General features: G+C 70.8%; 19 protein-coding genes. 16 read left to right on the top strand and 3 right to left on the bottom strand.

The window, feature by feature from the left end:
• Positions 1-23 precede the first annotated feature (23 nt).
• The gene (gene hrpA / locus RAC69_RS10780) at positions 24-3959 is read right to left on the bottom strand and encodes an ATP-dependent RNA helicase HrpA (RefSeq protein WP_375086805.1); all 3936 of its coding nucleotides are present in this window, start codon (positions 3957-3959) and stop codon (positions 24-26) included.
• Between the two features lie 85 nt (positions 3960-4044).
• Here hrpA and RAC69_RS10775 point away from each other — a divergent pair, with 85 nt between their 5' ends.
• From RAC69_RS10775 to RAC69_RS10765, 3 genes are all read left to right on the top strand, one after another.
• Positions 4045-5256 (top strand): heparan-alpha-glucosaminide N-acetyltransferase domain-containing protein, encoded by a 1212-nt coding sequence (locus RAC69_RS10775; protein WP_375086804.1) that lies wholly within the window; start codon positions 4045-4047, stop codon positions 5254-5256.
• 67 nt (positions 5257-5323) lie between these two features.
• Entirely contained in the window at positions 5324-5896 is a 573-nt protein-coding gene (gene msuE / locus RAC69_RS10770) for an FMN reductase (protein ID WP_341933870.1), read from the top strand.
• A 79-nt stretch (positions 5897-5975) separates the two neighbouring features.
• A complete protein-coding gene (locus tag RAC69_RS10765) occupies positions 5976-7793 on the top strand; it encodes a thioredoxin domain-containing protein (RefSeq protein WP_375086803.1) in 1818 nt (605 codons plus the stop codon).
• Between the two features lie 2 nt (positions 7794-7795).
• Here RAC69_RS10765 and RAC69_RS10760 read toward each other — a convergent pair whose 3' ends face one another.
• Positions 7796-9352 carry a dolichyl-phosphate-mannose--protein mannosyltransferase gene (locus RAC69_RS10760; RefSeq protein ID WP_375086802.1) on the bottom strand — a complete coding sequence of 519 codons (1557 nt, stop codon included), beginning with the start codon at positions 9350-9352 and terminating at the stop codon, positions 7796-7798.
• Positions 9353-9400: 48 nt separating this feature from the next.
• On the opposite strand from RAC69_RS10760, the gene rsmI reads away from it, so the two are divergent.
• The 3 genes from rsmI (at position 9401) to RAC69_RS10745 (ending at position 12000) form a co-directional block, all read left to right on the top strand.
• Entirely contained in the window at positions 9401-10222 is an 822-nt protein-coding gene (gene rsmI, locus RAC69_RS10755) for a 16S rRNA (cytidine(1402)-2'-O)-methyltransferase (protein ID WP_375086801.1), read from the top strand.
• Positions 10219-10836, top strand: coding sequence for a class I SAM-dependent methyltransferase (locus tag RAC69_RS10750; protein WP_375086800.1), 618 nt, complete (start codon positions 10219-10221; stop codon positions 10834-10836). Before rsmI ends, RAC69_RS10750 begins: the two co-directional genes overlap by 4 nt.
• Before the next feature lie 66 nt (positions 10837-10902).
• Positions 10903-12000 carry a LacI family DNA-binding transcriptional regulator gene (locus tag RAC69_RS10745; RefSeq protein WP_375086799.1) on the top strand — a complete coding sequence of 366 codons (1098 nt, stop codon included), beginning with the start codon at positions 10903-10905 and terminating at the stop codon, positions 11998-12000.
• Positions 12001-12024: 24 nt separating this feature from the next.
• Here the strand turns inward: RAC69_RS10745 and RAC69_RS10740 are convergent, their stop codons facing one another.
• Positions 12025-12393, bottom strand: coding sequence for a VOC family protein (locus RAC69_RS10740; RefSeq protein ID WP_375086798.1), 369 nt, complete (start codon positions 12391-12393; stop codon positions 12025-12027).
• Positions 12394-12461: 68 nt separating this feature from the next.
• Between RAC69_RS10740 and RAC69_RS10735 the strand changes: the two genes are divergently transcribed.
• The 10 genes from RAC69_RS10735 (at position 12462) to rsmA (ending at position 24623) form a co-directional block, all read left to right on the top strand.
• On the top strand, positions 12462-12908 hold the full coding sequence (locus RAC69_RS10735) for a MarR family winged helix-turn-helix transcriptional regulator (RefSeq protein WP_375086797.1): 447 nt from the start codon (positions 12462-12464) through the stop codon (positions 12906-12908).
• A 152-nt stretch (positions 12909-13060) separates the two neighbouring features.
• Entirely contained in the window at positions 13061-14725 is a 1665-nt protein-coding gene (locus tag RAC69_RS10730) for an ABC transporter substrate-binding protein (RefSeq protein ID WP_375086796.1), read from the top strand.
• On the top strand, positions 14722-15702 hold the full coding sequence (locus RAC69_RS10725) for an ABC transporter permease (RefSeq protein WP_375082377.1): 981 nt from the start codon (positions 14722-14724) through the stop codon (positions 15700-15702). The genes RAC69_RS10730 and RAC69_RS10725 overlap by 4 nt, the downstream gene beginning before the upstream one ends.
• A 55-nt stretch (positions 15703-15757) precedes the next feature.
• Complete coding sequence (locus tag RAC69_RS10720; RefSeq protein ID WP_341933880.1) at positions 15758-16672, top strand: ABC transporter permease; 915 nt, start codon at positions 15758-15760, stop codon at positions 16670-16672.
• A 5-nt stretch (positions 16673-16677) separates the two neighbouring features.
• Positions 16678-18381, top strand: coding sequence for an ABC transporter ATP-binding protein (locus tag RAC69_RS10715; RefSeq protein ID WP_375086864.1), 1704 nt, complete (start codon positions 16678-16680; stop codon positions 18379-18381).
• Between the two features lie 33 nt (positions 18382-18414).
• On the top strand, positions 18415-19584 hold the full coding sequence (locus tag RAC69_RS10710) for a glycoside hydrolase family 1 protein (protein WP_375086795.1): 1170 nt from the start codon (positions 18415-18417) through the stop codon (positions 19582-19584).
• A 61-nt stretch (positions 19585-19645) separates the two neighbouring features.
• Positions 19646-21187, top strand: a complete 1542-nt coding sequence (locus tag RAC69_RS10705) for a molybdopterin-dependent oxidoreductase (protein WP_375086794.1) — start codon at positions 19646-19648, stop codon at positions 21185-21187.
• 51 nt (positions 21188-21238) lie between these two features.
• A complete protein-coding gene (gene metG, locus RAC69_RS10700; RefSeq protein ID WP_375086793.1) occupies positions 21239-22828 on the top strand; it encodes a methionine--tRNA ligase in 1590 nt (529 codons plus the stop codon).
• A gap of 12 nt (positions 22829-22840) precedes the next feature.
• Positions 22841-23722 carry a TatD family hydrolase gene (locus tag RAC69_RS10695; RefSeq protein WP_375086792.1) on the top strand — a complete coding sequence of 294 codons (882 nt, stop codon included), beginning with the start codon at positions 22841-22843 and terminating at the stop codon, positions 23720-23722.
• A gap of 31 nt (positions 23723-23753) precedes the next feature.
• On the top strand, positions 23754-24623 hold the full coding sequence (rsmA, locus tag RAC69_RS10690) for a 16S rRNA (adenine(1518)-N(6)/adenine(1519)-N(6))-dimethyltransferase RsmA (protein ID WP_375086791.1): 870 nt from the start codon (positions 23754-23756) through the stop codon (positions 24621-24623).
• Positions 24624-24630 lie beyond the last annotated feature (7 nt).

Raw genomic sequence — 24630 nt, 5'->3', positions numbered from 1 at the left:
GCGTTTCGTCTCGCCCCGCCCGCTCAACGACCGGCGGCGAGGGCCTTCATGATGCGCTGGGGCGAGACGGGCTGGGCCGTGCCGAGGCGCTGCGCGAACACGCTGACGCGGTACTCCTCGAGCAGCCAGCGCGTCTCGACGAGCGCGGCCGGCGCGTCCGGTGCGGGAGGGATGGTGCCGCCGGCATCCTCGAACGCCTTCGCCATCCGCTCGTACTCGCTCATGCGCGTGCGGTCCTTGCCCGGTTCGCTGCCGAGCGTCTTCAGGCGGTCGAGCATGCCGTCGAGATAGCGGGGGTAGTGCGCGAGGCGGTCGACGCCCGTGGCCGACACGAACCCGGGGTGCAGAAGCCCGGAGAGCTGGGTGCGGATGTCGTTCAGCGGGCCGAGCAGCGCGAGCGAGTTCTGCGACTTGATGCCGCGTTCGACCTCCCGCGCCTTCGCGAGGATGCGCGAGACGAGCGATACGCACGCGAAGAGCTCGTCGACGAGCGCTGCCGACACGAGGTCGCGCACACGCGTGAACTCCGCCTCGGTGCGGATGACGCCGTGCGCGGCGCCGGTGGCTGCATCGACGAGTCGCTGCACGACGGCGGCGCGGCAGTCCTCGATGAGCGCGGCCGCGGAGGGGTAGGGCGACGCGGCGAGAGCGAGCTTCTCGGCGCTGGTCAGGTGCTCCTGCACGTACGAACTGGGGGAGGGGACGCCGAGCAGGACGAGTCGCCGCACTCCGGCCCTGGTCGCGGCGGTCGCGGCGTCGGCGGTCGCCTCGACGCGCACCGCGACGGACTTGCCGCGGTCGACGATGGCCGGGTAGCCGCGCACGACCCCTCCGGCCACGCGCGTGTCGAGCACCTCGGGGAGGTCGCCGAACGACCAGGCGGTGAGACCGTCCTGCTCGATCGAGGCGGGAGCGGCCGCGGGCTGCGGGCCCGACCCCGGGCCGGGCCGACGGGGCGGCGCGGCGATCGATCGGGCGACGCTGCTGCGAGCGCGGTCGGACAGCGCCTGCTGCAGCACGCGCAGGTCGCGGTCGGATCCCACGACCCGTCCGCGCTCGTCGACCGCGCGGAAGTTCATCCGCAGGTGCGCGGGCACCCTCTTGTCTTCGAAGTCCGCGGCGGACACCAGCTGATTGGCGAGCGGCTGGATGAGCCTCGCCAGCGCCTCCTTGAGTCCGCGCGGGGGGAGCCCGGCGTGCGACTCCGGCCCCTCGCCTGCGAGCTCGGCACCGAACTTCTCCGCCCAGTCGGCGGCGGGGACGACGTGGCGACGGATCGCTTTCGGCAGCGCACGCAGGAGTCCGGTGACGAGCTCGGCGCGCAGCCCGGGCACCTGCCAGTCGAAGCCCCGATCCTCGATCTGCGCCAGCAGCGGCAGCGGGATCACGACGCTCACGCCGTCGTCCGCCGCTCCCGGCTCGAACCGGTAGGCGAGACCGAGCATCTGATCGCCCTGGGTCCATCGCGTCGGGAACTCGCTGCGGTCAGCCCGGCTGTCGTCGTCGACGAGGTCGGCCTCGCGCATCACGAGGAGCTTCGGGGTGGAGGTCAGTGCCTCGCGCCACCACTTCTCGAACGATCGGACGTCGAACACGTCGGCCGGGATGCGTTCGTCGTAGAACCGGAAGACGGCCTCGTCGCCCGCGAGGATGTCGCGTCGGCGTTCGCGCTCCTCCAGCTTCTCGAGGCGTTTGCGCAGCTCGGCGTTGCTGCGCCAGAACGCGCTGACGCGCTTGTCGATCCGGCCGGGGTCCCACTCGCCCTCGACGAGAGCGTGCCGCAGGAACAGCTCGCGCGACCCGGCGCGGTCGATGCGGGCGAACTGCACGCGGCGCCTCGGGATGATCTCGACGCCGAACAGCGTGACCTTCTCGTACGCGACGGCCGCTCCGGCATCCTTCGACCAGTGCGGCTCGGTGACCTGCCGTTTCGCGAGATCACCCGCGAGGGCCTCGGCCCAGGCGGGGTCGATCGCGGCGACCGTGCGCGCGTAGGTGCGCGACGTCTCGACGATCTCGGCGGCCATCACGGCCTGCGGGCTCTTCTTGCGCAGCGCCGAGCCCGGGAAGATCGAGAAACGGATGCCGCGGGCGCCCCGGTACTCCGCCTGACGGCGCCTGGCGTCCTTCGGCGGGGTCTTGCTCTGTCCGCGTCCTCCGGTGCTGCGCTCGTCGAGGATGCCGATCTGCGACAGCAGGCCCGCGAGGAGGGCCCGGTGGATCGCGTCCGGGTCGCCGGTGCCGGGCTGGGACTCCTTCGTGCGGACGAGGGTGCGGAGCTGTCGGTGCACGTCGAACCATTCCCGCACACGGACGTAGTTCAGGTGCTCGGCGCGGCAGAGACGTCGGAAGGCGCTCGATCCGAGCTCGCGCTGCTGCTCGCGCAGGTGGTTCCACAGGTTGAGGGTCGAGAGGAAGTCGCTCGTCGGGTCGGCGAACCGGGCGTGCATGCGGTCGGCCTCGTCGCGCACGCTCTGCGGGGCATCCTGCGATGGGCGCTCCCTGACGTCCTGGATCGACATGCCGGCGACGATCGCGAGGACGTCGCGGACCACCGCATCCGAGGAACCGGATGCCGCGCGCCCCGCCTCGATGAGCATGCGGGCGAAACGCGGGTCGATCGGGATGCGGGCGATGTCGCGTCCGATGCGGGTGAGCCGCGGCTCGTCTCGTGCGATGTCGACGGCGCCGAGCTCGGTGAGGAGGTCGAACGCCGCCTTGACGCCGCGGGAGTCCGGGGGAGTGAGGAACGGGAAGGCGGTGATGTCGCCGAAGCCGAGCGACAGCATCTGGAGGATGACCGAGGCGAGCGAGGTGCGCAGGATCTCGGGTTCCGTGAACTCGGGCCGGCGCGCGAAGTCCTCCTCGCTGTAGAGGCGGATGGCGATGCCGTCGCTCGTGCGGCCCGCTCGTCCGGAGCGCTGGTTGGCCGAGGCCTGCGAGATGGCCTCGATGGGGAGGCGCTGCACCTTCGACCGGGCGCTGTAGCGGGAGATGCGCGCGGTGCCGGTGTCGATGACGTAACGGATGCCGGGGACCGTGAGGCTCGTCTCCGCGACGTTGGTCGCGAGCACGACGCGTCGCCTGACCCCGGCCACACGGCTCCGCTCGAACACGCGGTGCTGCTCGGCGGCCGACAGCCGCCCGTAAAGCGGGAGCACCTCGGTCGGCGACCGGTCGTTCGCGTAGGCGCCGCGCACCGCGTCGGCAGCGTCGCGGATCTCGGCCTCACCGGGGAGGAAGACGAGCACATCGCCCGGCGCCTCCCGGTCGAGCTCGCGCAGGGCGGCGACGATCGCCGAGACCTCGTCGACCTCCTGCGCCTCGCGGCCGGTCTCGGCGCCCGCCTCGTCATCGGTCTGAGAGCGGTAGCGGATCTCCACCGGGTAGGTGCGCCCAGAGACCTCGATGATCGGGGCCGGCGTGCCGTCGGCCGCCGCGAAGTGCCGTGCGAAGCTCTCGGGGTCGATGGTCGCCGAGGTGATGACGACCTTGAGATCGGGGCGCTCGGGCAGCAGCCGCGCGAGGTAGCCGAGCAGGAAGTCGACGTTGAGAGACCGCTCGTGCGCCTCGTCGATGATGATCGTGTCGTATCGCCGCAGCAGTCGGTCGCGATTGATCTCGTTGAGGAGGATGCCGTCGGTCATGAGCGCGATACGTGTCTCGTCCGACACCTGGTCGGTGAACCGCACCTTGTACCCGACGAGACCACCGAGCTCGACGTGCATCTCCTCGGCGACGCGCTCCGCGATCGTGCGCGCGGCGAGGCGTCGCGGCTGCGTGTGCGCGATCCGCTCGCGGCCGAGCTCCAGGCAGATCTTCGGCAGCTGCGTCGTCTTCCCCGAGCCGGTGGCGCCGGCCACGATCACGACCTGATGATCGCGGATCGCGTCGGCGATCTCGCCCCGGGCAGCGCTGACAGGCAGCTCGGCAGGGTACGAGATCACGGGGGAGGACATAGCCCTCCATCGTATGACGATATGCGGGTGGGCTCGCCCGCACGGCACACGGCCGGGTGACGGGTGCGCGACTTACGATTCATGCGTGACCACCTCGCCTCCTCCCGGAACTGCAGCCGGGCCGACGACGCTGCCCGTGACGCACTGGTTCCGCACGTTCGGGCGTCCTCCCCGCATCCTCGGTCTCGATGTGGCCCGTGCTCTCGCCATCCTCGGAATGGCCGGCGCGCACATCGGCGAGACGTCGGCGTTCGACCCGCTCGATCCCTCGACGTGGCTCGATCTCGTGCACGGTCGCTCGTCCATCCTCTTCGCGGTGCTCGCAGGCGTGTCCATCGCGCTCATGACGGGGCGCCGTGACCTCCCCGATCCCGAGCGCATGCCCGGCATCCGCCTGCAACTGGTCGGGCGAGGCGCGGTGATCTTCCTCATCGGGCTCGCCTTGGAGCTGCTCAACACTCCCATCGCGGTGATCCTCACGCTCTACGGTCTCCTCTACGTGGCCGTCATCCCGTTCCTGCGCTGGCGGCCGCGGACGCTGCTCATCGCCGCGGGCGTGCTCGCGCTCGCCGGACCGGCTGTCCTCGCCCTCATCGCCATCCTCGCGATGTACCCGTACGGCGCCGGGATCGGCCTGGTCCTGTACGGCTCCTACCCGATCACGGTCTGGCTGGCCTTCGTCTTCGCCGGGATGGCGCTCGGCCGACTCGGGATCGAGCGGATCCACACGGCTGCGGTGGCTCTGGGAGCCGGCGTCGGCCTCATGGTCGTCGGCTACGGACTCGGCCTCGTCGGAGCGGTCTCGGGCATCACGTCGTGGGCTCCGGGGGAGGGATCGATGGCGGGCTCAGCTGCCGGGTGGCAGACCTACCCCGAGGCGGTGGCCGCCGCCGATCCTCTCGGAGCGGTCCTGTCGGCGGTCTTCGGGGTGGACCCGCACTCCGGGGGAACCGCCGAGATCCTGGGTTCCGGAGGCTTCGCCGTCACGGTGATCGCGCTGTGCATCCTGCTCAGCCGTCCCCTCCGCTGGGTCCTCCTACCGTTCGGCGCGCTCGGGTCCATGCCGCTGTCGGCATACACCGCGCATGTGGTCTCCGTGGCACTGATCGGAGGCCCCGGCGGGTTCTTCACCGACAACCTGTTCTGGGCGGGGACCGCGGTCGCGCTGCTGCTGGTGACCACCCTCTGGTCGGTGTTCGTCGGCCGTGGCCCGCTCGAACGTCTGGTCGGTCGGGCGGCCGTCGCGATGGCGTCTCCGCCCCGTCGGAAGACCGAGCAGGGCGCGCCCGTCGTGTGATGACGGCTCATGTCGTTGTGTGTCGCTCGTCGCGACAGCGGCCTCGCTCGTGAGTAGCGTCGTCGGCATGACAGCCCCCTACCGTGTCGTCGCCGTGTCCGGCTCCCTGCACGAGCCGAGCAAGACCACGGCTCTCGTGCGTGCGATCGCCGAGGCCGTCGCCGAGCGTGCCGAGGTCGAGGTCGAGCTCATCGAGCTCACCGCGATCGGGCCGTCGCTCGCGGGAGCGCTGCGTCGCGACCAGCTCCCCGCCGAGGTCGAGGAGAAGCTGCAGGCCATCGAGGCGTCCGACCTGCTGATCGTCGGCAGCCCTGTCTACCGGGCGTCGTTCACGGGGCTGTTCAAGCACCTGTTCGACTTCGTCGGTCAGTACGAGCTCGTCGGCAAGCCCGTCCTGCTGGCCGCCACCGGCGGAGGCGAGCGGCACGCGCTCATCATCGAGCACCAGCTGCGTCCGCTGTTCGCGTTCTTCCAGGCGCTCACCCTGCCGCTCGGCGTCTACGCGAGCGACACCGACTTCGACGGCTACACGATCGCCTCGGACGTGCTCCGCTCGCGCATCGACCTCGCTGCCGACCGTGCGCTGCCCCTCGTCGGGTATGCGGCCTCCCGCCCCGCGGAGACGCTGCTCGTCTCCTGAGCGGACCCCACCGGCGGAGCGGACCCACCGGCAGGCCCCGCCCGGCGCCCCGACGCCGTGCAGCGCGTAGCGTGGAAACATGACGAACCGGCTCGCCGACACGCTCAGCCCGTACCTCCGCGCGCACGCCGACAATCCCGTCGACTGGTACCCGTGGGGCGACGAGGCGTTCGCCGAGGCCGAGCGGCGCGACGTGCCGCTGCTGATCTCGATCGGCTACTCCACCTGTCACTGGTGCCACGTGATGGCGCGGGAGTCCTTCGCCGATCCGGCGATCGCCGCGCTCATCGACGACGGTTTCGTCGCGGTCAAGGTGGACCGCGAGGAGCACCCGGAGGTCGACGCGGCGTACATGGCCGCCGCCTCGGCGTTCACCCAGAACCTCGGGTGGCCGCTCACCGTCTTCACGACGCCGCGCGGTCGCACGTTCTACGCGGGCACGTACTGGCCGCCGCTCGCACGAGGGCCGATGCCGGCCTTCCGCGACGTGCTCGCCGCCGTGCGGGAGGCGTGGACCGAGCGTCGGGAGCAGGCGGAGGAGTCGGCGGATGCGGTGACCGAGGCGCTGCGGCAGGCCGCGGCATCCACTCCCTCCGACCTGCCGGATGCCGCGGCGATCGCGGCGGCCGCCCGCGCGATCGCCGCCCGCGAGGACTCCGTGCACGGCGGATTCGGCGGGGCGCCGAAGTTCCCCGTGGCCACGACGCTGTCGTTCCTGCAGGCGCCTCTCGTCGAACGCGAGGCGCCGGATGCCGCGGCGGCCGCCGCCCGCGCGCTCGCCGCGATGGCGGCATCCGACCTTCACGACGACGACGGCGGCTTCTTCCGCTACGCCACCCAGCGCGACTGGTCGGTGCCGCACTACGAGCGGATGCTGACCGACAACGCGCAGCTGCTCGACATCGCGCTCGCGGCGCGCGACGAGGCCACCGCTCGCGGCGTCGCGGCGTTCCTGCTGACGACACTGCGTCGTGAGGGCGGCGGCTTCGGCGCGGCCCAGGACTCGGAGTCGTGGATCGACGGCGTGCGCGACGAGGGCGGGTTCTACCTCCGTCCGATGGAGCAGCGCCGTGGACTCGAGCCGCCCGCGGTCGACGGCAAGGTCATCACCGGGTGGAACGGGCTCGCGATCGCCGCGCTCGCCCGCGCCGGGGCCGCCCTGAGCGAACCGGGCTGGATCGCGGCGGCCGCCGCGGCCGCCGATCACGTGCTGCGCGTCAACCGTGACCCTCGGGGTCTGATCGTGCGCGCCTCGCTCGGCGGGGCGGCATCACCCGCCGCAGCGACCACGGCCGATGTCGCGCTGCTCGCCGACGGCCTGCTCGCCCTCGCCGTCGCCACGGGCGAGGCGCGCTGGGCGGTCGAGGCTCGCAGCCTGCTCGACCTCGCCGTGGCCGGCCTCGAGGGCGACCCGCTGCTCGCGGCGCGCGGCATCGCGGCGGCGCCGGACCAGACCGACGGAGACCTGCCCTCGGCATCCGCCGCCCTCGCCCATGCCGGCCTCACCGCGTGGCGGCTGGGAGCGGGTGACCGCTACCGCGCTGTCGCGGAGGAGGCCGTCCGCGCGCATGCGGCAGCGGCCGTCGGCCAGCCGTTCGCGCACGGCAGTCTGCTGCGCGTCGCCGCCGATCTGCTCGACGGACCGCGCCAGATCGTCGTCGTGACGGACGAACCGGACGGCGCTCTGGCGGCTGCCGCGCGCGGCGCCCAGGCCGATGTCGTGGCGATCGTCACCCCGGCGCAGGCCAGAGCGTTCGCGGACGCCGGCTTCGAGCTGTTCGAGGGCAAGGCCGATGCGTCCGGCAGCGCCGACGCCTCCGGCCTGGCGTTCGACTGCCGATCGTTCGTGTGCCGCCTGCCGGTCAGCGATCCCGCCGAGCTGCCGCGGGAGCGCTGAACTCAGATCCAGCCGGGCAGCCAGTTGTGCAGCAGCCAGAACTCGTACGGCACGCTCACGCCCGTCCACACCGGGTAGTAGAACGCCGAGACGAGCACGACGACGCCCAGGAAGATCAGCACGGTGCGCTCGCCGGACTGCCGTCGGCGCAGCGGATCCTCCCGGCGCCCGGCGATCTGTCGCAGCACGACGGCGAGGGCGATGACGAGGAACGGCGCCATGGCGACCGTATAGAACTGGAAGATCGTGCGCTCGGGAAACATCAGCCACGGCACGTACGTCGCGGCGAGTCCGACGAGTGGGAACGTGAGCGCGGGCCCGCCGACCGGACGCCGCGTGATCCACGCCCGGACGAGGCGGTAGAGCAGGTAGACAGCGGCGGCGACGCTCACATACCAGATCAGCGGGTTGGGGATCGTCGAGATCACCGCGATGCAGTGGTCGACCCCGCAGGGGTCGGGATCGCTGCCCACCCACACCGCTGTCGGGCGGAGCAGGAACGGCCACTCCCACGCGGGGCTCGCGTACGGGTGCCCGCGGGTGAGGCCGACGTGGAAATCGAGGATCGCCTTGTGATAGTTCCACAGGGCGATCAGCGGGTTCGGGTCGCTCTGCCTGGCGTAGCCGCCGGCCGTGACGAGCCACCTTGTCCAGCTGACGAGGTAGGTCGCGGCGGCCGGCACGACGAGCAGCACGAACGAGACGGGGCCCTGCGTGAACGCGGCGGCCGTCGGCCACAGCACGACGCCGGCGCGACGGCGGGCGAGCGCGTCGGTGACGACGATGTACAGTCCGAAGGCCGCGAGCGCGTAGAGGCCCGACCACTTGACGGCGCAGGCGGCGCCCAGCGCGACCCCGGCGGCGACGAGCCAGGGCCGACGCCACAGCACGCGCCCCCACATCGGGTCGGGGCCGTCGAGGTCGTGGCGCTCGAGGATCGGGATCGTGCGGTCGCGGTCGTACAGGACGAACAGCGCGCCGAGCAGGAGGAAGAACGTGAGCGGGCCGTCGAGCAGCGCGGTGCGGCTCATGACGATGCTGAGTCCGTCGACGGCGAGGAGCGTGCCGGCGACGGTGCCGACGACGATGGATCCCGTCAGGCGCCGAGCGACGAGATAGACGAGCAGCACGGTCGCGGTGCCGAGCAGCGCGGTGGCGAGACGCCATCCGACCGTGTTGTCAGGGCCCCCGAGCGCCATCCCCAGAGCGATCAGCCACTTGCCGAGCGGCGGGTGCACGACGAAGGATCCGACGTCGGACAGGGGAAGCTCCTGCAGCGTGATGAACGCCTCGTTCGCGTTCTCGCCCCAGGTGCCCTCGTAGCCCAGCAGCCACAGCGACCAGGCGTCCTTGACGTAGTACGTCTCGTCGAACGCCAGCTGATGAGGATGCCCGAGGTTGATCAGACGCAGCACCGCGGCCAGCGCCGTGACCACGAGCGGGGCGAACCAGCGCGGCATCCGTCCCCAGTCGGGATCGAGCAGGATGCGGTCGCGCAGCCGTCCGTAGCGCGTCAGCCGGTCCTCGGGGGGAGGCAGCAGAGGGACGGGCTCGATCACCGCTCCAGCCTAGACAACCGGGTCAGCCGCCGCGTCTAGGCTGGGCGGGTGATCATCCTCGCTGCGACGCCGATCGGAAACCTCGGGGATGCCTCCCGCCGCCTCGTCGAGGTGCTGGAGAACGCGGAGGTCGTGGTGGCGGAGGACACCCGCACGACCGGGCGTCTGCTGCAGGCGCTGGGCATCGCGAACCGGCCGCGACTGATCGCCCTGCACGACCACAACGAGAAGCAGAAGTCCGCCGAGCTCGCCGCCCTCGCTCAGGAGCACGACGTCGTCGTCGTGAGCGATGCGGGGATGCCGGCGATCAGCGACCCCGGTTACGGCCTGGTCGCCGAGGCGGTCGCGCAGGGCGTGACGGTGACGGCCATCCCCGGCCCGAGTGCTGTGCTCATGGCGCTGGCGATCTCGGGGCTGCCGACCGACCGGTTCACGTTCGAGGGCTTCCTGCCGCGCAAGCCGGGGGAGCGGCGCTCGACGCTCACAGCGCTCGCCGCCGAGCCGCGGACCACGGTGTTCTTCGAGTCTCCGTCGCGCCTGGCGTCGACGCTGACCGACATGGGTGCAGCCTTCGGCGCCGACCGCCGCATCGCGGTGTGCCGGGAGCTCACGAAGCTGTTCGAGGAGGTGCGCCGCGGCACGGCGTCCGAGCTCGCGGCGTGGGCGGCTGCGGGCGTGAAGGGCGAGATCGTGGTCGTGGTCGAGGGGGCGCAGCGGCGGACCGTCTCCGCCGACGACGCTCTGGGGCAGGTGCAGGAGCTCGTGGCCTCCGGCATCCGTCTCAAAGACGCCTGCGCCGAGGTCGCCGCCGCGACAGGCCTGTCGTCTCGTGATCTCTACCAGTCCGCGCTCGCCGCGCGACGCCCGTGACGGACAGCGGTCACCTGATCGCCCTGGCCTACGACGCGCGGGCCGCGGAGTACATCGGGGTGGGCGGAACGCTCTCCCAGATGGACCCCCGGGACGTCGCGACGATCCGGGCGTGGCGCGACAGCACGGACGGCGCGCTGCGCGATGCCGGATGCGGACCCGGACACTGGACTGCGTTTCTCGCCGAAGGAGCACGGGATGTCCGGGGCATCGACCTCTCCCGGGAGTTCGTCGCCTCTGCGCGGCGGAGCCACCCCGGCATCCCCTTCGAGACCGGCTCCTTCCACGACCTGTCTGTCGAGGATGGGGCGCTCGGCGGCATCCTCGCCTGGTACTCGCTGATCCACACCCCGCCTGCGCAGGTGCCGGCCGTGCTGCGCGAGTTCGCCCGGGCACTCCGACCCGGTGGCTCCCTGCTCGTCGGATTCTTCGACGGGGAGCCGGGGGAGCCGTTCGCGCACGCCGTGACGATCGCGTACTCCTGGTCGGCGGAGGCGCTCGGCATCCTGCTCCGCGATGCGGGCTTCGAGGTCGTGGCGTCTGAGAGGCGTGGGCGCGCACCGGGCGAGATGAGCGCGCGTCCGCATGGATCGCTGATCGCCCGACGCTCCTGACACCGGAGCGTTCGGCGGAGGCGGAGCGGGTTAGCCTGGTGCTCACCCGAGCGAGAAGGAGCGAGCGTGAGCAGGAAAGCGACGGTCTACGACGTCGCAGAACGCGCTGCCGTGTCGATCGCGACCGTCTCCCGTGTGCTGCGGCAGCCGGATGCCGTGCGCCCGGCGACCCGCGAACGGGTGCTCGACGCCGTGACCGCCCTCGGCTACGTGCCGAGCGGCAGCGCGCGGGGTCTCGCCGAGCGGCGCACCGGTGTGCTGGGGCTGTACTTCCCGGGCTTCGACGCCGCGGAGGACGCGCCGCCGCTCGACGTGCTCGGCGACCGGAGCCGTCCGTCGTTCGCGGTCGCCGAGGAGTCGACCGAGCCCGTGCAGGCTCCGACCATGCTGTTCCTCGACGAGGTGCTGCGCGGTGCCGAGCTCGAGGCGTGGAAGCAGGGCTTCGTGCTCATGATCGGGGTGGGTCGCGACGACCCGACGCGCGAGACGGTGCGCGACATCGCGGGCCGCGTCGACGGGCTCATGGTGCTCGCGCAGAGCGTGCCGGACGACGTGCTGGCGCGGCTCGCGCAGCGGATCCCGGTCGTGGTGCTGTCCGGCCCGTCGCGGGGTGACGACTACGACCACGTGACCGTCAGTAACGCCGAGGCGATGGCCGAGCTCACCCGCCTCGTGCTCGCGGATGCGGCCCCCGGACGGCTGGCGTTCCTCGCGGGGCCCGAGGACTCGCCCGACGGCGCGCAGCGCTGGGAGGGCTTCGCCGCCGCGCTCGCCGAGGCGGGGATCGCGGCCGACGACGTGACGGTGCTGCACGGGGACTTCACGCGGGCGTCGGGGCGACGCGCCGGTGAGGAGCTGATCGCCGACGCCCCACCGGCGGCGCTGATCGCGGCGAACGATCAGATGGCGCTGGGAGCGATCGACGCGTTCCGGTCGGCGGGGCTGCGGGTGCCGGACGACGTGCGCGTCACGGGCTTCGACGGCATCGAGGCCGCCGCGCTCGCGCGCCCCGCGCTCACGACCGTGCGGCAGCCCATGATCGACCTGGGCCGCGCCGCGGTGCAGCTGCTCGCGCGGCGGCTCGAGCGCCCGGATGCCGCGCCGGTGACCGTGCGGCTGCCGCTGCAGATCCTGCTGCGCGAGAGCTCGCACCCGCGCGCCTGAGACGCGTGCCGCCTCCGGCTCGGGTCAGACGCGGTCGTGCAGCGTGATCCGGTACCCGTCGGGATCGGCGAACGTGAAGGTGCGCCCGAACGGGCCGTCGGTGGGAGCCGCGACGATGGCGTGCCCGTCGGCCGCGAGCGCGTCGTGGATCTCCTGCACGTCGGTCGCGTGCAGCCAGATCGCCGCGCCGATGCCCGGGTGGGGGCCGGCGTCGATGTCGGTGCCCTCGACGATGTCGCGCAGCGCGAACGCGATCGGCGCGGTGTCGAAGACCACGGCGTGCGGCGGGCCGGCAGGGGAGCGCACGAGGCCGAGGTAGCGCTCGTAGAAGGCGTGGCTCGCTGCCAGGTCGTGCACCTGGAGGGAGAGGAAATCGGGGCCGGTGGCAGGCATGATGAGCCTTTCGGGGAGAGAGGTGTGTCAGTTATCTGACACGGCTGACTCTATGTCAGAATACTGACATGCGTCAAGACGGCATCGATCTCGACACCTCGCTCGGCTACCTCGTCAAGGAGGCGTCGAGTGCTCTCCGTGCGGCGATGGAAGACGTGCTCCGCCCGCTCGGGATGACCATCACGCACTACTCCTGCCTCGAGCTGCTGGCGCAGCGCCCCGGCCTCACCAACTCCGAGCTCGCGCGGGGCGCCTTCGTGACGCGGCAGTCGATGAACGTCCTCCTGCAGGCGCTCGAGCGCGACGGCTTCGTCTCCCGACCGCGGGAGGCTGCGGTGGGGAAGGCGCTCCCGGCGCAGCTCACGGACCGCGGACGGAGGAGTCTCGACGCCGCCAGCGCCGCGGTGCGGTCGGTCGAGCTCAGGATGCTGTCGGGGCTCACGGACGCTCAGCGCTCCGCCGCGCTGCAGGCCCTGCGGAGCATGGTCGACGCCCTCCGCGAGCCGCGGAGCTGACGAGCGTCGATCGCCCGCGATCCCCGGCGCCGACGGCGTCAAGGGGTTGCATCCGCAAAATGTATGCGCTTACAATCGCTCATGCGGCCTCGGCCGCAGGGCGTCCCGACCCGCGGGACCCCTTCATGACAGAGACGACATGAGGTGGCAGTGTGGCGAAGACGCACATGCTCCGACGCTGGCGCAGGGCGGCGATCGTGGGACTGGCGGCAGCGGCCGTGGTGCTCAGCGGCTGCAGCATCCAGATCAGCTCGCAGCCCGACCCGTCGATCGGCGACGACACGATGCTGATCAACGCCGACAAGGGGAATCCGTTCTTCACGCGGAACTTCAACCCCTACCTGACCAACACGCGCACGGCGTCGCGCTGGATCTACGAGCCGCTCATCCTCGTGAACCCACTCGACAACACGCTCAACCCGTGGCTGGCCGAGTCCTGGTCGCAGCCCGACGCGCGGACCGTCGTCATGACCATCCGCGACGACGTCGAGTGGAGTGACGGCGAGCAGCTCACCCCCGAGGACGTCGCCTTCACGTTCCAGCTGCTCAAGGACAACCCCTCGCTCGACATCAAGGGCGCCTGGCAGCACCTCGAGTCGGTCGAGACCTCAGGCGACGACGTGATCATGCACCTGCAGGGCGACGATGCGCCGTCGCTGTCGATCCTCGGCCTCACCATGATCGTGCCGGAGCACATCTGGTCCGACGTGAAGGACCCCGGCACGTTCCGCAACGAGGAGCCGGTCGGCACCGGACCGTTCGTGCTCGGCAACTACAACGACCAGCAGTACTCGATGGACAAGAACCCCGACTACTGGCAGGCCGACAAGATCCAGATCGAGCACATCATCCTGCCCGCGACGAACACGCAGCTCGACACGGTCACGCGTGGGTACGACTGGTCGTACTCGTTCATCTCCGACGTCGAGGGCACATGGGGCGCCGCGAGCGACCACAACACCTGGTGGTTCCCGCCGGGCGGCGTGATCGCACTGCTCCCGAACCTCGAGGTCGCCCCGTTCGACGACGTCAACGTGCGCCGCGGCATCGCGCTCGCGCTGAACCGCGACGAGATCGCCGAGACGGCCTCCGAGGGGTACATGCAGCCGGCCGGGCAGACCGGCCTCATCCTCCCCAACCAGGAGGAGTACCTCGACCCGTCGATCCCCGACGGCGGCATGATCACGCAGGACAGGGATGCCGCGCTGGCTGCCTTCGCCGAGTCGGGCTACACGCTCGACGGCGACCGCCTCGTCGGCCAGGACGGCGAGCAGCTGGAGTTCGCGCTCACCACCGCGAACGGCTACTCCGACTGGACCCGCGCCGCGCAGACCGTGCAGCGCCAGCTCGCCGACGTCGGCGTGAAGGTCACCCTGAAACTCCCGCAGCCCGCCGGGTACCAGAGCGCCATCAGCAACGGCGACTTCGAGATGGCGATCGGCGGAATGGGCGGTGGCGACCCGTACCAGGCCTACAACAACCTGCTCTCCAGCGAGTTCTACGTGCCGTCCGGCGAGCAGACCGCCAACAACTTCGAGCGCTATCGCTCCGACGAGGCCGACGCGCTGCTGGCCGAGTACCGCGAGACGATCGATCCCGCCCGCCAGACGGAGATCGTGCACGAGCTGCAGGGGATCGTCTACGACGAGCTCCCGGTGATCGGCATGTACTACGGCGGTATCTGGGGACTGTTCAACGACGCGAAGTTCACCGGATGGCCCAGCGCCGAGGACCCGTACATGATCCCGCAGAACTACGACTCGGCACCGCTGCTGATCTTCACGAAGCTCGAGCGCGTGAAGGGAGACGACAAGTGAAGTACGTTCTCCAGAAGCTCGGCCTGTTCGTGCTCACCCTGTGGGCCGCGGTCACCCTGAACTTCTTCCTCCCTCGCATGATGCCGGGGTCGCCGGCGGATGCCGCGATCGCGAAGCTCTCGCAGAACGGTCCCGTGTCGGATGCGACGCGGCGTGCCATCGAGGCACAGCTCGGCGTCCCGACCGGATCGCTGTGGGACCAGTACGTGGCCTACCTCGGGCAGGTCGTCCGACTCGACTTCGGCGTCTCGTACACGTTCTACCCGCAGAGCGTCTCGAGCATGGTCTCGACCGCGCTGCCGTACACGATCGGCCTCGTCGGGATCGTCACGGTGCTCGCGTTCGTGATCGGCACACTGATCGGCGTCACGGCGGCCTGGCGTCGCGGCACCTGGCTCGACACGCTGCCGACGCTGACCGGGTCCTTCCTCAGCACCTTCCCGTACTTCTGGACGGCCCTGCTGCTGCTCTTCTTCCTCGGCTACGTGCTGCACTGGTTCCCGACGACCGGGGCGTACGCGGCGACCACGACGCCCGGGTTCACCGGCGACTTCCTCGCCGACCTGCTGCGGCACGCGGTGCTGCCCGCCCTGACGATCCTGCTGACATCACTCGGCGGCTGGATCATCGGCATGCGCAACGCCATGATCAACACGCTCGGGGAGGACTACGTGACCTTCGCGGAGGCCAACGGCCTGCGCGGCCGCACGATCGCCCTCCGCTACGCCGCCCGCAACGCGATCCTGCCGAACCTCACCGGCTTCGGCCTCACGCTCGGAGGCGTGGTCGGCGGATCGATCCTCGTGGAGCAGGTGTTCCAGTACCCCGGTATCGGGTACCTGCTCTTCAACGCCGTGATCGGGCAGGACTACCCGCTCATGCAGGCGCTCTTCCTGATGATCACCGTGAGCGTGCTCATCGCCAACTTCCTCGTGGACATCCTCTACGGGGCACTCGACCCGAGGACTCGCCGATGATGAACTTCCTCTCCCGTCCCTGTCTGCACTGCGCACTCGACCCGAGGACTCGCCGATGACCTCCACCATGAACGTCAAGGTGCCCACCGACCGGATCGCGGCACCCAGCCCCTGGCGCGCGTTCGCCAGGATGGTCGGCACGCTGTGGTCGAACGGCAAGGCGCGGCTCGGTCTCATCATCCTCGGGCTGTTCGTGCTGGTCGCCGTGTTCGCGCCGTTGCTGGCGCCGTACGGAGCGAAGGACAACAGCTTCGAGCGCAACGCCGACGCGTCGCCCGCGCACTGGCTGGGCACGACCGCCGCAGGGGAGGACGTCCTCAGCCAGCTCATCTACGGCTCGCAGGTCAGCCTGCTGGTCGGACTCGCCGCCGGCATCCTGTCCACCGTCGTGGCCGTGCTGATCGGCCTCAGCTGGGGCTACATCCGCGGCTTCGCCGGTGAGGTGATCGGCTTCATCGTGAACCTCTTCCTCGTGATCCCCGGACTGCCCCTCATGATCGTCATCGCGGCGTACCTGCAGAACGGCGGCATCCTCATGATCATCGCGGTGATCGTGATCACCGGATGGGCGTGGGGCGCGCGGGTGCTCCGCAGCCAGACGCAGTCCCTGCGGGGCAACGACTTCGTCGCCTCGGCGCAGTTCTCGGGAGACAGCCCGGCGCGCATCGTGTTCCGCGAGATCCTGCCGAACATGACGTCGATCATCGCCGGCACCCTGTTCGGTGCGGCGACCGCGGCGATCCTCGCCGAAGCCGGGCTCGAGTTCCTGGGTCTCGGCGACTCCAGCATCGTCAGCTGGGGCACGATGCTCTACTGGGCGCAGAACTCCAACTCGCTGCTCACCGGGCAGTGGCTGCTCCTGTTCGCGCCCGGACTCTGCATCGCGCTGCTGGCGCTGAGCCTCACACTCATCAACTTCGGCGTGGACGGCATCTCGAATCCGCGCCTCCGCGAAGGGAAGGGCCGATGAGCGCCATGACCGAGAACGACGTCCTGCTGCAGGTCGAATCCCTCTCCGTCGAGTACGCCTCTCCGGGCGTCGCCCCCGTGGCCGCCGTGGACGACGTGTCGTTCACCCTGCGTCGAGGCGAATTCGTGGGGCTCGTGGGGGAGTCCGGGTCGGGCAAGTCGACCCTCGGCTTCGCCCTCACCCGCCTGCAGAAGCTGCCGGCGCGCATCAGCGCCGGACGCATCCTCTTCGGAGGACGCGACATCCGCGAGCTGGACGCCGAGGAGCTGCGCCGTCAGCGCCAGGGCGGATTCGCGATGGTGCTGCAGTCGGGCATGAACGCGCTGAACCCCGTGCGCAGGGTCGGCGACCACTTCCGCGACATCTTCGCCGCGCACGGCCATGTCGCCGGAGACGACCGCGACGCCAGGGCGCGGGAGCTGGTCGGCAAGGTCGGTCTCGATCCGAGCGTGCTGGCGAGCTACCCCGGCGAGCTCTCCGGCGGTATGCGGCAGCGCGCCTCGATCGCGCTCGCCCTGTCGCTGGACCCCCAGCTCATGGTGTTCGACGAGCCGACCACGGCGCTCGACGTGCTCGTGCAGCATGCGGTCATGGACACCATCAAGGACCTGCAGCGCAGCGAGGGGTTCACGGCGATCCTCATCAGCCACGACCTCGGCATCGTGCTCGAGGCGACCGACCGCGTCATGGTGATGCACGAGGGGCGGATCGTCGAGGACGCGCCGAGCCTCGAGATCCTGCACCGTCCGCAGGACGAGTACACGAGGATGCTCCTCAGCCACTACGCCGATCCCCGCGCCGAGTCGATCTCGATCCCCGGCTTCGTCGATCTGGGCACGCGCCGCCGCGAGGGTCGCGCGCGCACCGACGTCACCGAGACGGTGCCGACGGTCTCGCAGCGCGACACGCGTCGGGCGGATGCCGCGATCGTGCTGCAGGGTGTGTCGAAGGTCTACCCCGCCCGCCGGCGCGGCGAGAAGCCCGTCACGGCGGTCGACGACGTGTCGTTCCGGCTGGAGCCGGGCGAGGCGCTCGCGCTCGTCGGGGCGTCCGGCTCAGGCAAGTCCACGATCGCGAAGCTCATCACCGGAGTCGAGAAGCCCACGGACGGATCGGTGCGCTTCGGCGACGTCGACGTCGCCTCACTGCGACGCGGGGGTCTGCGTGACCTCCGCAAGGACGTGCAGATGGTGTTCCAGGACCCGTATGCGGCGCTGAACCCGCTGCACACGGTCGAGTACACCCTCAGTCGACCGGTGCGCAACTACACCGCCCTGCGCGGAGCCGAGGCGCGGGCGCGCGTGCTCGAGCTCCTCGAGACGGTCGGCCTGACGCCGGTCGAGCAGTTCGCGGCGAAACTCCCGCATCAGCTGTCCGGCGGTCAGCGTCAACGCGTGGTGATCGCGCGGGCCCTCGCCAGCGATCCGCAGGTGCTGATCGCCGACGAGCCGGTGTCGATGCTCGACGTCTCGCTGCGGGCGGGGGTGCTCGCGCTGCTGGAGGACCTGCGTGAGCGGTGGGGTATCAGCATGCTCTACATCACGCACGACCTGCTGAGCGCGCGTCTGGTGACCGAGAACATCCTCGTGCTCAACGGCGGTCGCGTCGTCGAGCGCGGCGAGACCGCTCAGGTGCTGCAGCATCCGGAGGACCCGTACACGGTCCAGCTGCTCGACGCGGTGCCCAACCCCGCGCGCGCCGAACGCTGAACAGAACCACCCGCACTATCGAAAGGAGCACTCGTGCTCGCATTCCCTGATGGCTTTCTCTGGGGCGCTGCCACCGCAGCCCATCAGGTGGAGGGGAACAACACGACCAGCAACTGGTGGGTTATGGAGCACGCACCGGGGTCGCCGATGGTGGAGCCGTCCGGCGACGCCGCAGACCACTTCCACCGGTATCCGGAGGACATGCGTCTGCTCGCGGAGGCCGGGCTCAACTCCTACCGGTTCTCGGTGGAGTGGGCCCGGATCGAGCCGGAGCGCGGCTTCGTGTCGCGCGCCATGCTCGACCACTACCGGCGCATGATCGACACCGCCCGCGACAACGGTCTCGACCCGACCGTGACGCTCATGCACTTCACGGTGCCGCAGTGGTTCCAGAAGGACGGCTTCTGGCGGGCGTCCGACGCCGTGGACCTGTTCGGACGGTACGTCGAGACGGTGCTCCCGATCCTCGACGACGTCACGTACGTCTGCACGATCAACGAGCCGAACATCGCCGCCATGCTCGCCGGGGGTGAGGATGCCGCGAACCTCGTGGCCTACGGCCTCCCCAACCCCGACCTCGTGGTGGCGGACACGCTGCTCGACGCGCACCACCGCGCGTCGGACATCCTGCATTCCCGATCCGGCATCCAGGCGGGGTGGACGATCGCCACGCAGGCGTTCCACTCCACCGGGGAACCGGGCGCCGACGAGATGCTGGCCGAGTACGGCGACCCCCGCGACCACTGGTACCTGGAGCAGTCCGCCGGTGACGACTTCGTCGGCGTGCAGGCCTACACCCGCACGTTCATCGGCCCGGAGGGTCCGCGCCCCGTCGCGGCCGACGTCGAGACCACGCTCACCGGATGGGAGTTCTTCCCGGCCGCGCTGGAGCTCGGCGTCCGCAGTGCGTGGGAGCGCAGCGGCGGCGTACCGGTGCTCGTGACCGAGAACGGCATCGCCACGGGCGACGACACCCGTCGCGTCGCGTACACGCAGGGCGCCTTGGAGGGGCTGCACCGCGCGATCGCGGACGGCATCGACGTGCGCGGCTACCAGCACTGGAGCGCGCTCGACAACTACGAGTGGGCGAGCGGCTACGGCCCGACCTTCGGCCTGATCGGCTTCGACCGCGAGACGTTCGCCCGTTCGCCGAAGCCGTCGCTCGCGTGGCTCGGAGAGGTCGCGCGCCGCAACGCGCTCTGACGGTCGGTCGTCCGGGGGCTGCACGGCCCTCGGACGGCTGCGCCGGGGTTACGCTCGGTCCATGAGCCATCCGATGACCGCGCGCCGCGGCAGCCGTCTGCGCGCGGCGGCCGCAGGACTCAGCGCGGCGGCGGTCGCCGTGGGCGCTGGCGAGCTCGTCGCGGCTGTCGTCGAGCCTGCGGCGAGTCCGATGGCCGTGATCGGCGGCGGGCTCATCGATCTCGCACCCAGCTGGGCGAAGGATGCCGCGATCGCCCTGTTCGGCACGGGCGACAAGGCGGCCCTGATCACCGGCATCGCCATCGTGCTCGCCGTGGTCGCCGCCCTCGCCGGCATCCTCGAGGCACGCCGGGCGGCGCTCGGGTCGGTGGTCCTCGGCGCGCTCGGGGCGCTGGCCCTCGTCGTCGCGATGATCCGGCCGGGTGCCGGGCCGTTCGCATGGCTGCCCGGACTGATCGCGGCCGTCGTCGCCGTGGTGGCGCTGCGGCTGCTCATGCGCACGGTGCAGCCGATCCCGTACGTCCGCACCGAGCCGGAGGAGCGTCGCCGCTTCCTGCTGTGGACCGCCGGTGTCGCGGCCTCCGGCGTCGCCGCGCTCCTCATCGCGGGCGTCGCTCGCGGCGCGACGCGGTCGATCGAGGCGGTGCGCTCTGCGCTCCGCCTGCCGCAGCCCGTCCGGTCCGCCGCCCCCGTCGCGGCGGGTGCAGACCTCGGCATCCAGGGTCTCGCCCCGGTCGTCACGCCCAACGCCGAGTTCTACCGCATCGACACCGCCCTGATCGTGCCCCGTATCGACCCGGCCGACTGGCGGCTGCGCATTCACGGGATGGTGGAGCGCGAGGTCGAGATCGGCTGGGACGAACTGCTCTCACTGCCGATGCAGGAGTCGCACGTGACCCTGGCGTGCGTGTCGAACCCGGTGGGCGGCGATCTCATCGGCAACGCCCGCTGGCTGGGTCACCCGGTGCGCGAGCTCCTGGCGCGGGCCGGGGTCGACCCCGATGCCGACATGGTGCTCTCCACGTCGTCCGACGGCTTCACGGCCTCCACGCCGATCGAGGCGCTGACCGACGACCGCGACGCGCTGCTCGCCGTCGGCATGAACGGCGACCCGCTGCCCCTCGAACACGGCTTCCCGGTGCGGATGGTCGTCCCCGGCCTCTACGGGTACGTGTCGGCGACGAAGTGGGTGACGGATCTCGAGGTCACGCGGTTCGACCGGGCGACCGCGTACTGGACGACCCGCGGCTGGTCGGACCGCGGGCCGATCAAGCTGCAGTCGCGCATCGACGTGCCGCGGCGCAGTCAGACCGTGGAGCCCGGAGACACGGTGATCGCGGGCATGGCCTGGCAGCAGCACGTCGGCGTCGAGGGCGTCGAGGTGCGCATCGACGACGGGCCGTGGCAGGCGGCCGAGCTCGCGACCGCCATCTCCGCCGACACGTGGGTGCAGTGGCGTCTGCCGTGGACCGCCGAGGCGGGTACGCACACCATCGAGTGCCGCGCGGTGAGCGCCGAGGGCGACACGCAGACCTCCGAGCCGGCGGCACCGGCCCCGGACGGCGCCCAGGGCTGGCACCGCGTGCAGGTGACCGTCGGCTGAGGCCCGCCGCCGCGGCGTAACCGCCCCCGGCATCGCGCCTAGAATTGCTCCATGCCCGCAGGCGAATCCTTCTACATCACGACGCCCATCTACTACCCGTCCGACGTGCCTCACATCGGCCACGGGTACACCTCGGTGGCGGTCGACGCGCTCGCGCGCTGGCACCGTCAGGGCGGCGACGACACGTGGATGCTGACGGGCACCGACGAGCACGGACAGAAGATGCTCCGCGCCGCCGCCGCGAACGGCGTCACGCCTCAGGAGTGGGTCGACAAGCTCGTGGCCGAGGCGTGGTTCCCGCTGCTCGAGACCCTCGACGTCGCGAACGACGACTTCATCCGCACGACGCAGGAGCGCCATGAGGAGCGCGTGAAGAAGTTCGTGCAGGCGATCTACGACCGCGGCTACATCTACGCGGGCGAGTACGAGGCGCTGTACTGCGTCGGCTGCGAGGAGTTCAAGCCGGAGTCCGAGATCCTCGACGGCACCGGCCCCTTCGAGGGGCTGAAGGTGTGCGCGATCCACTCGAAGCCGCTCGAGCTGCTGCAGGAGAAGAACTACTTCTTCAAGCTCAGCGAGTTCCAGGACCGCCTCCTCGAGCTCTACAAGACGCAGCCCGACTTCATCCGTCCCGAGTCCGCGCGCAACGAGGTCGTCTCGTTCGTGCGGCAGGGACTCAAGGACCTGTCGATCTCGCGGTCGGCGTTCGACTGGGGCATCGAGGTGCCGTGGGACAGCTCGCACGTCATCTACGTGTGGGTCGACGCGCTGCTCAACTACGCGACAGCGGTCGGATACGGCGAGGACCCCGAGACGTTCGACCGTCGCTGGCCGGCGTATCACGTGGTCGGCAAGGACATTCTCCGCTTCCACGCCGTGATCTGGCCGGCCATGCTGATGGCGGCGGGACTCGACGTGCCCAAGGGCGTCTTCGCACACGGCTGGCTGCTGGTCGGCGGCGAGAAGATGTCGAAGTCGAAGCTCACCGGTATCGCGCCGACCGAGATCACCGATGTCTTCGGATCCGACGCCTACCGCTTCTACTTCCTCTCGGCGATCGCGTTCGGTCAGGACGGCTCGTTCTCGTGGGAGGACCTCGCCGCGCGCTACCAGGCGGAGCTCGCGAACGGGTTCGGGAACCTCGCCTCGCGCACGACGGCGATGATCGAGAAGTACTTCGAGGGCGTCGTGCCGCCGCCGGGGGAGTATCTCGAGGGCGACCTGGTGATCCAGCGTCTCGTCGCGCGCGCGACGACGGATGCGGATGCCGCGATCGAGCAGTTCCGCATCGACGAGGCGATCCGCGCCATCTGGACCGTCGTCGACGCGCTCAACGGCTACATCACGGCGAACGAGCCGTGGGCACTGGCCAAGCAGGCCGCCGCGGGGGACGATGCGCAGCGCGAGCGCCTGGGCACCGTGCTCTACACGTGTGCCGAAGGACTCCGCGCGCTCGCTGTGCTGCTGTCGCCCGTGATGCCGCAGTCGACCGAGAAGCTATGGATCGCGCTGGGCGCGGCCGAGAGCCTCGGCCGTCTGCAGGACCAGCCGATCCGCGAGGCGGGCGCGTGGGGTGCGCTGAAACCCGGTACGAGCGTCAACGGGCTCGCCCCGCTGTTCCCGCGCGTCGAGCAGGCCTGACGGAGAGCTGCCGTGCCGGACACCTACGTGCAGCGGCGTGACGGCGACGGGCGCAGGGATCTGCGGTACCCCGCGGCTCCCGAGCCCCTCGCCGTCGCCGTGTACGACAATCACGCGCATCTCGAGATCCTCGACGGCGACCAACCGCTGTCGCTGACCGAGCAGCTCGACCGGGCCGAGGCCGTCGGCATCGCGGGCGTCGTCCAGGCGTCGGGCGACATCGAGTCCTCACGATGGGCGGTGGAGGCTGCGGCATCCGATCACCGCGTGCTCGCGGCTGTGGCCATCCATCCCAACGACGCCCCGACGTACGCCGAGGAGGGGCGACTCGACGAGGCCATCGCGGTCGTCGACGAGCTCGCCGCGCACCCGCGCACCCGGGCGATCGGCGAGACCGGGCTCGACTTCTTCCGCACCGAGCCCGAGCGCCGCGACGCGCAGTTCACCTCGTTCGAGGCGCACATCGCTCTCGCGAAGAAGCACGGCATCGCGATGCAGATCCACGATCGTGACGCGCACGAGGCGGTGCTCGAGACGCTGACGCGTGTCGGGGCGCCGGAGAAGACGGTGTTCCACTGCTTCTCGGGCGACGACACGATGGCCAGGGTGTGCGCGGACGCCGGCTACCACCTGTCGTTCGCGGGCAATGTGACGTTCAAGAACGCCCAGAATCTGCGGGATGCCCTGAAGGTCACGCCGCTCGACCGCGTCCTCGTCGAGACCGACGCGCCGTTCCTCACGCCGACCCCGCTGCGCGGGCGTCCGAACGCGCCCTACCTCGTGCCGATCACGGTGCGTTTCATGGCTGCGGAGCTGGGGCTGGAGGTCGACGAGCTCTCCGCACAGCTCGCCGCCAACACCCTCCGCGTCTACGGCTCGTTCGACGACGACTGAGGCGCGCTGCGGGGTGGGGGAGAATGGACCAATGACCGTCACCCTCCTCGGCGCCACCGAGATCCGTCGCCTCGCCGCCGAGCTCGACGTCACCCCCACGAAGAAGCTCGGCCAGAACTTCGTGGTCGACGCGAACACGGTCCGCAAGATCGTGCAGGCGGCGCGGGTGGATGCCGGGGAGCGCGTCGTCGAGATCGGCCCGGGGCTCGGCTCTCTCACGCTGGCCATCCTCGAGACGGGAGCAGCGGTGACGGCCGTCGAGATCGACCATCGTCTCGCGGCCCGGCTGCCGCAGACGGCGGTCGACCACGGCGTGGAGCCGGACCGTCTGACGGTGGTGGATGCCGACGCCATGCGCGTGACGGAGCTTCCCGGCGAGCCGACGGTGCTGGTCGCGAATCTGCCGTACAACGTGTCGGTACCGGTGCTGCTGCACTTCCTCGAGACGTTCCCCTACCTGCAGCGCGGGGTCGTGATGGTGCAGGCCGAGGTGGCAGAGCGTCTCGCCGCGAAGCCGGGGTCGAAGATCTACGGGTCGCCGAGCGTCAAGGCGGCCTGGTACGGCGAGTGGAAACTCGCCGGCACCGTCTCGCGTCAGGTGTTCTGGCCGGTGCCGAATGTCGACAGCCTGCTCGTCGGGTTCGACCGCTCCGACGGCGAGCGCGGTTCGGAGGAGGAGCGCCGACGCACCTTCCAGATCGTGGATGCCGCGTTCAACCAGCGCCGCAAGATGCTGCGTCAGGCCCTGTCCGGCGTGTTCGGCAGCTCGGCCGCCGCCTCCGATGCCCTCATCGCGGCGGGCGTGGCGCCGACCGCACGCGGCGAGGACCTCACGGTCGACGACTACCAGCGTGTTGCGCAGCAGGTCGTCGCGCTCGGCGGGCCGGCCGCCACGGACTAATCTGGCA

The organism is Microbacterium sp. LS_15, from assembly GCF_041954735.1.
Lineage (GTDB): Bacteria > Actinomycetota > Actinomycetes > Actinomycetales > Microbacteriaceae > Microbacterium.
Note: the sequence above shows the minus strand (reverse complement) of the source record. Positions and strands in the feature narration are given on the sequence as shown.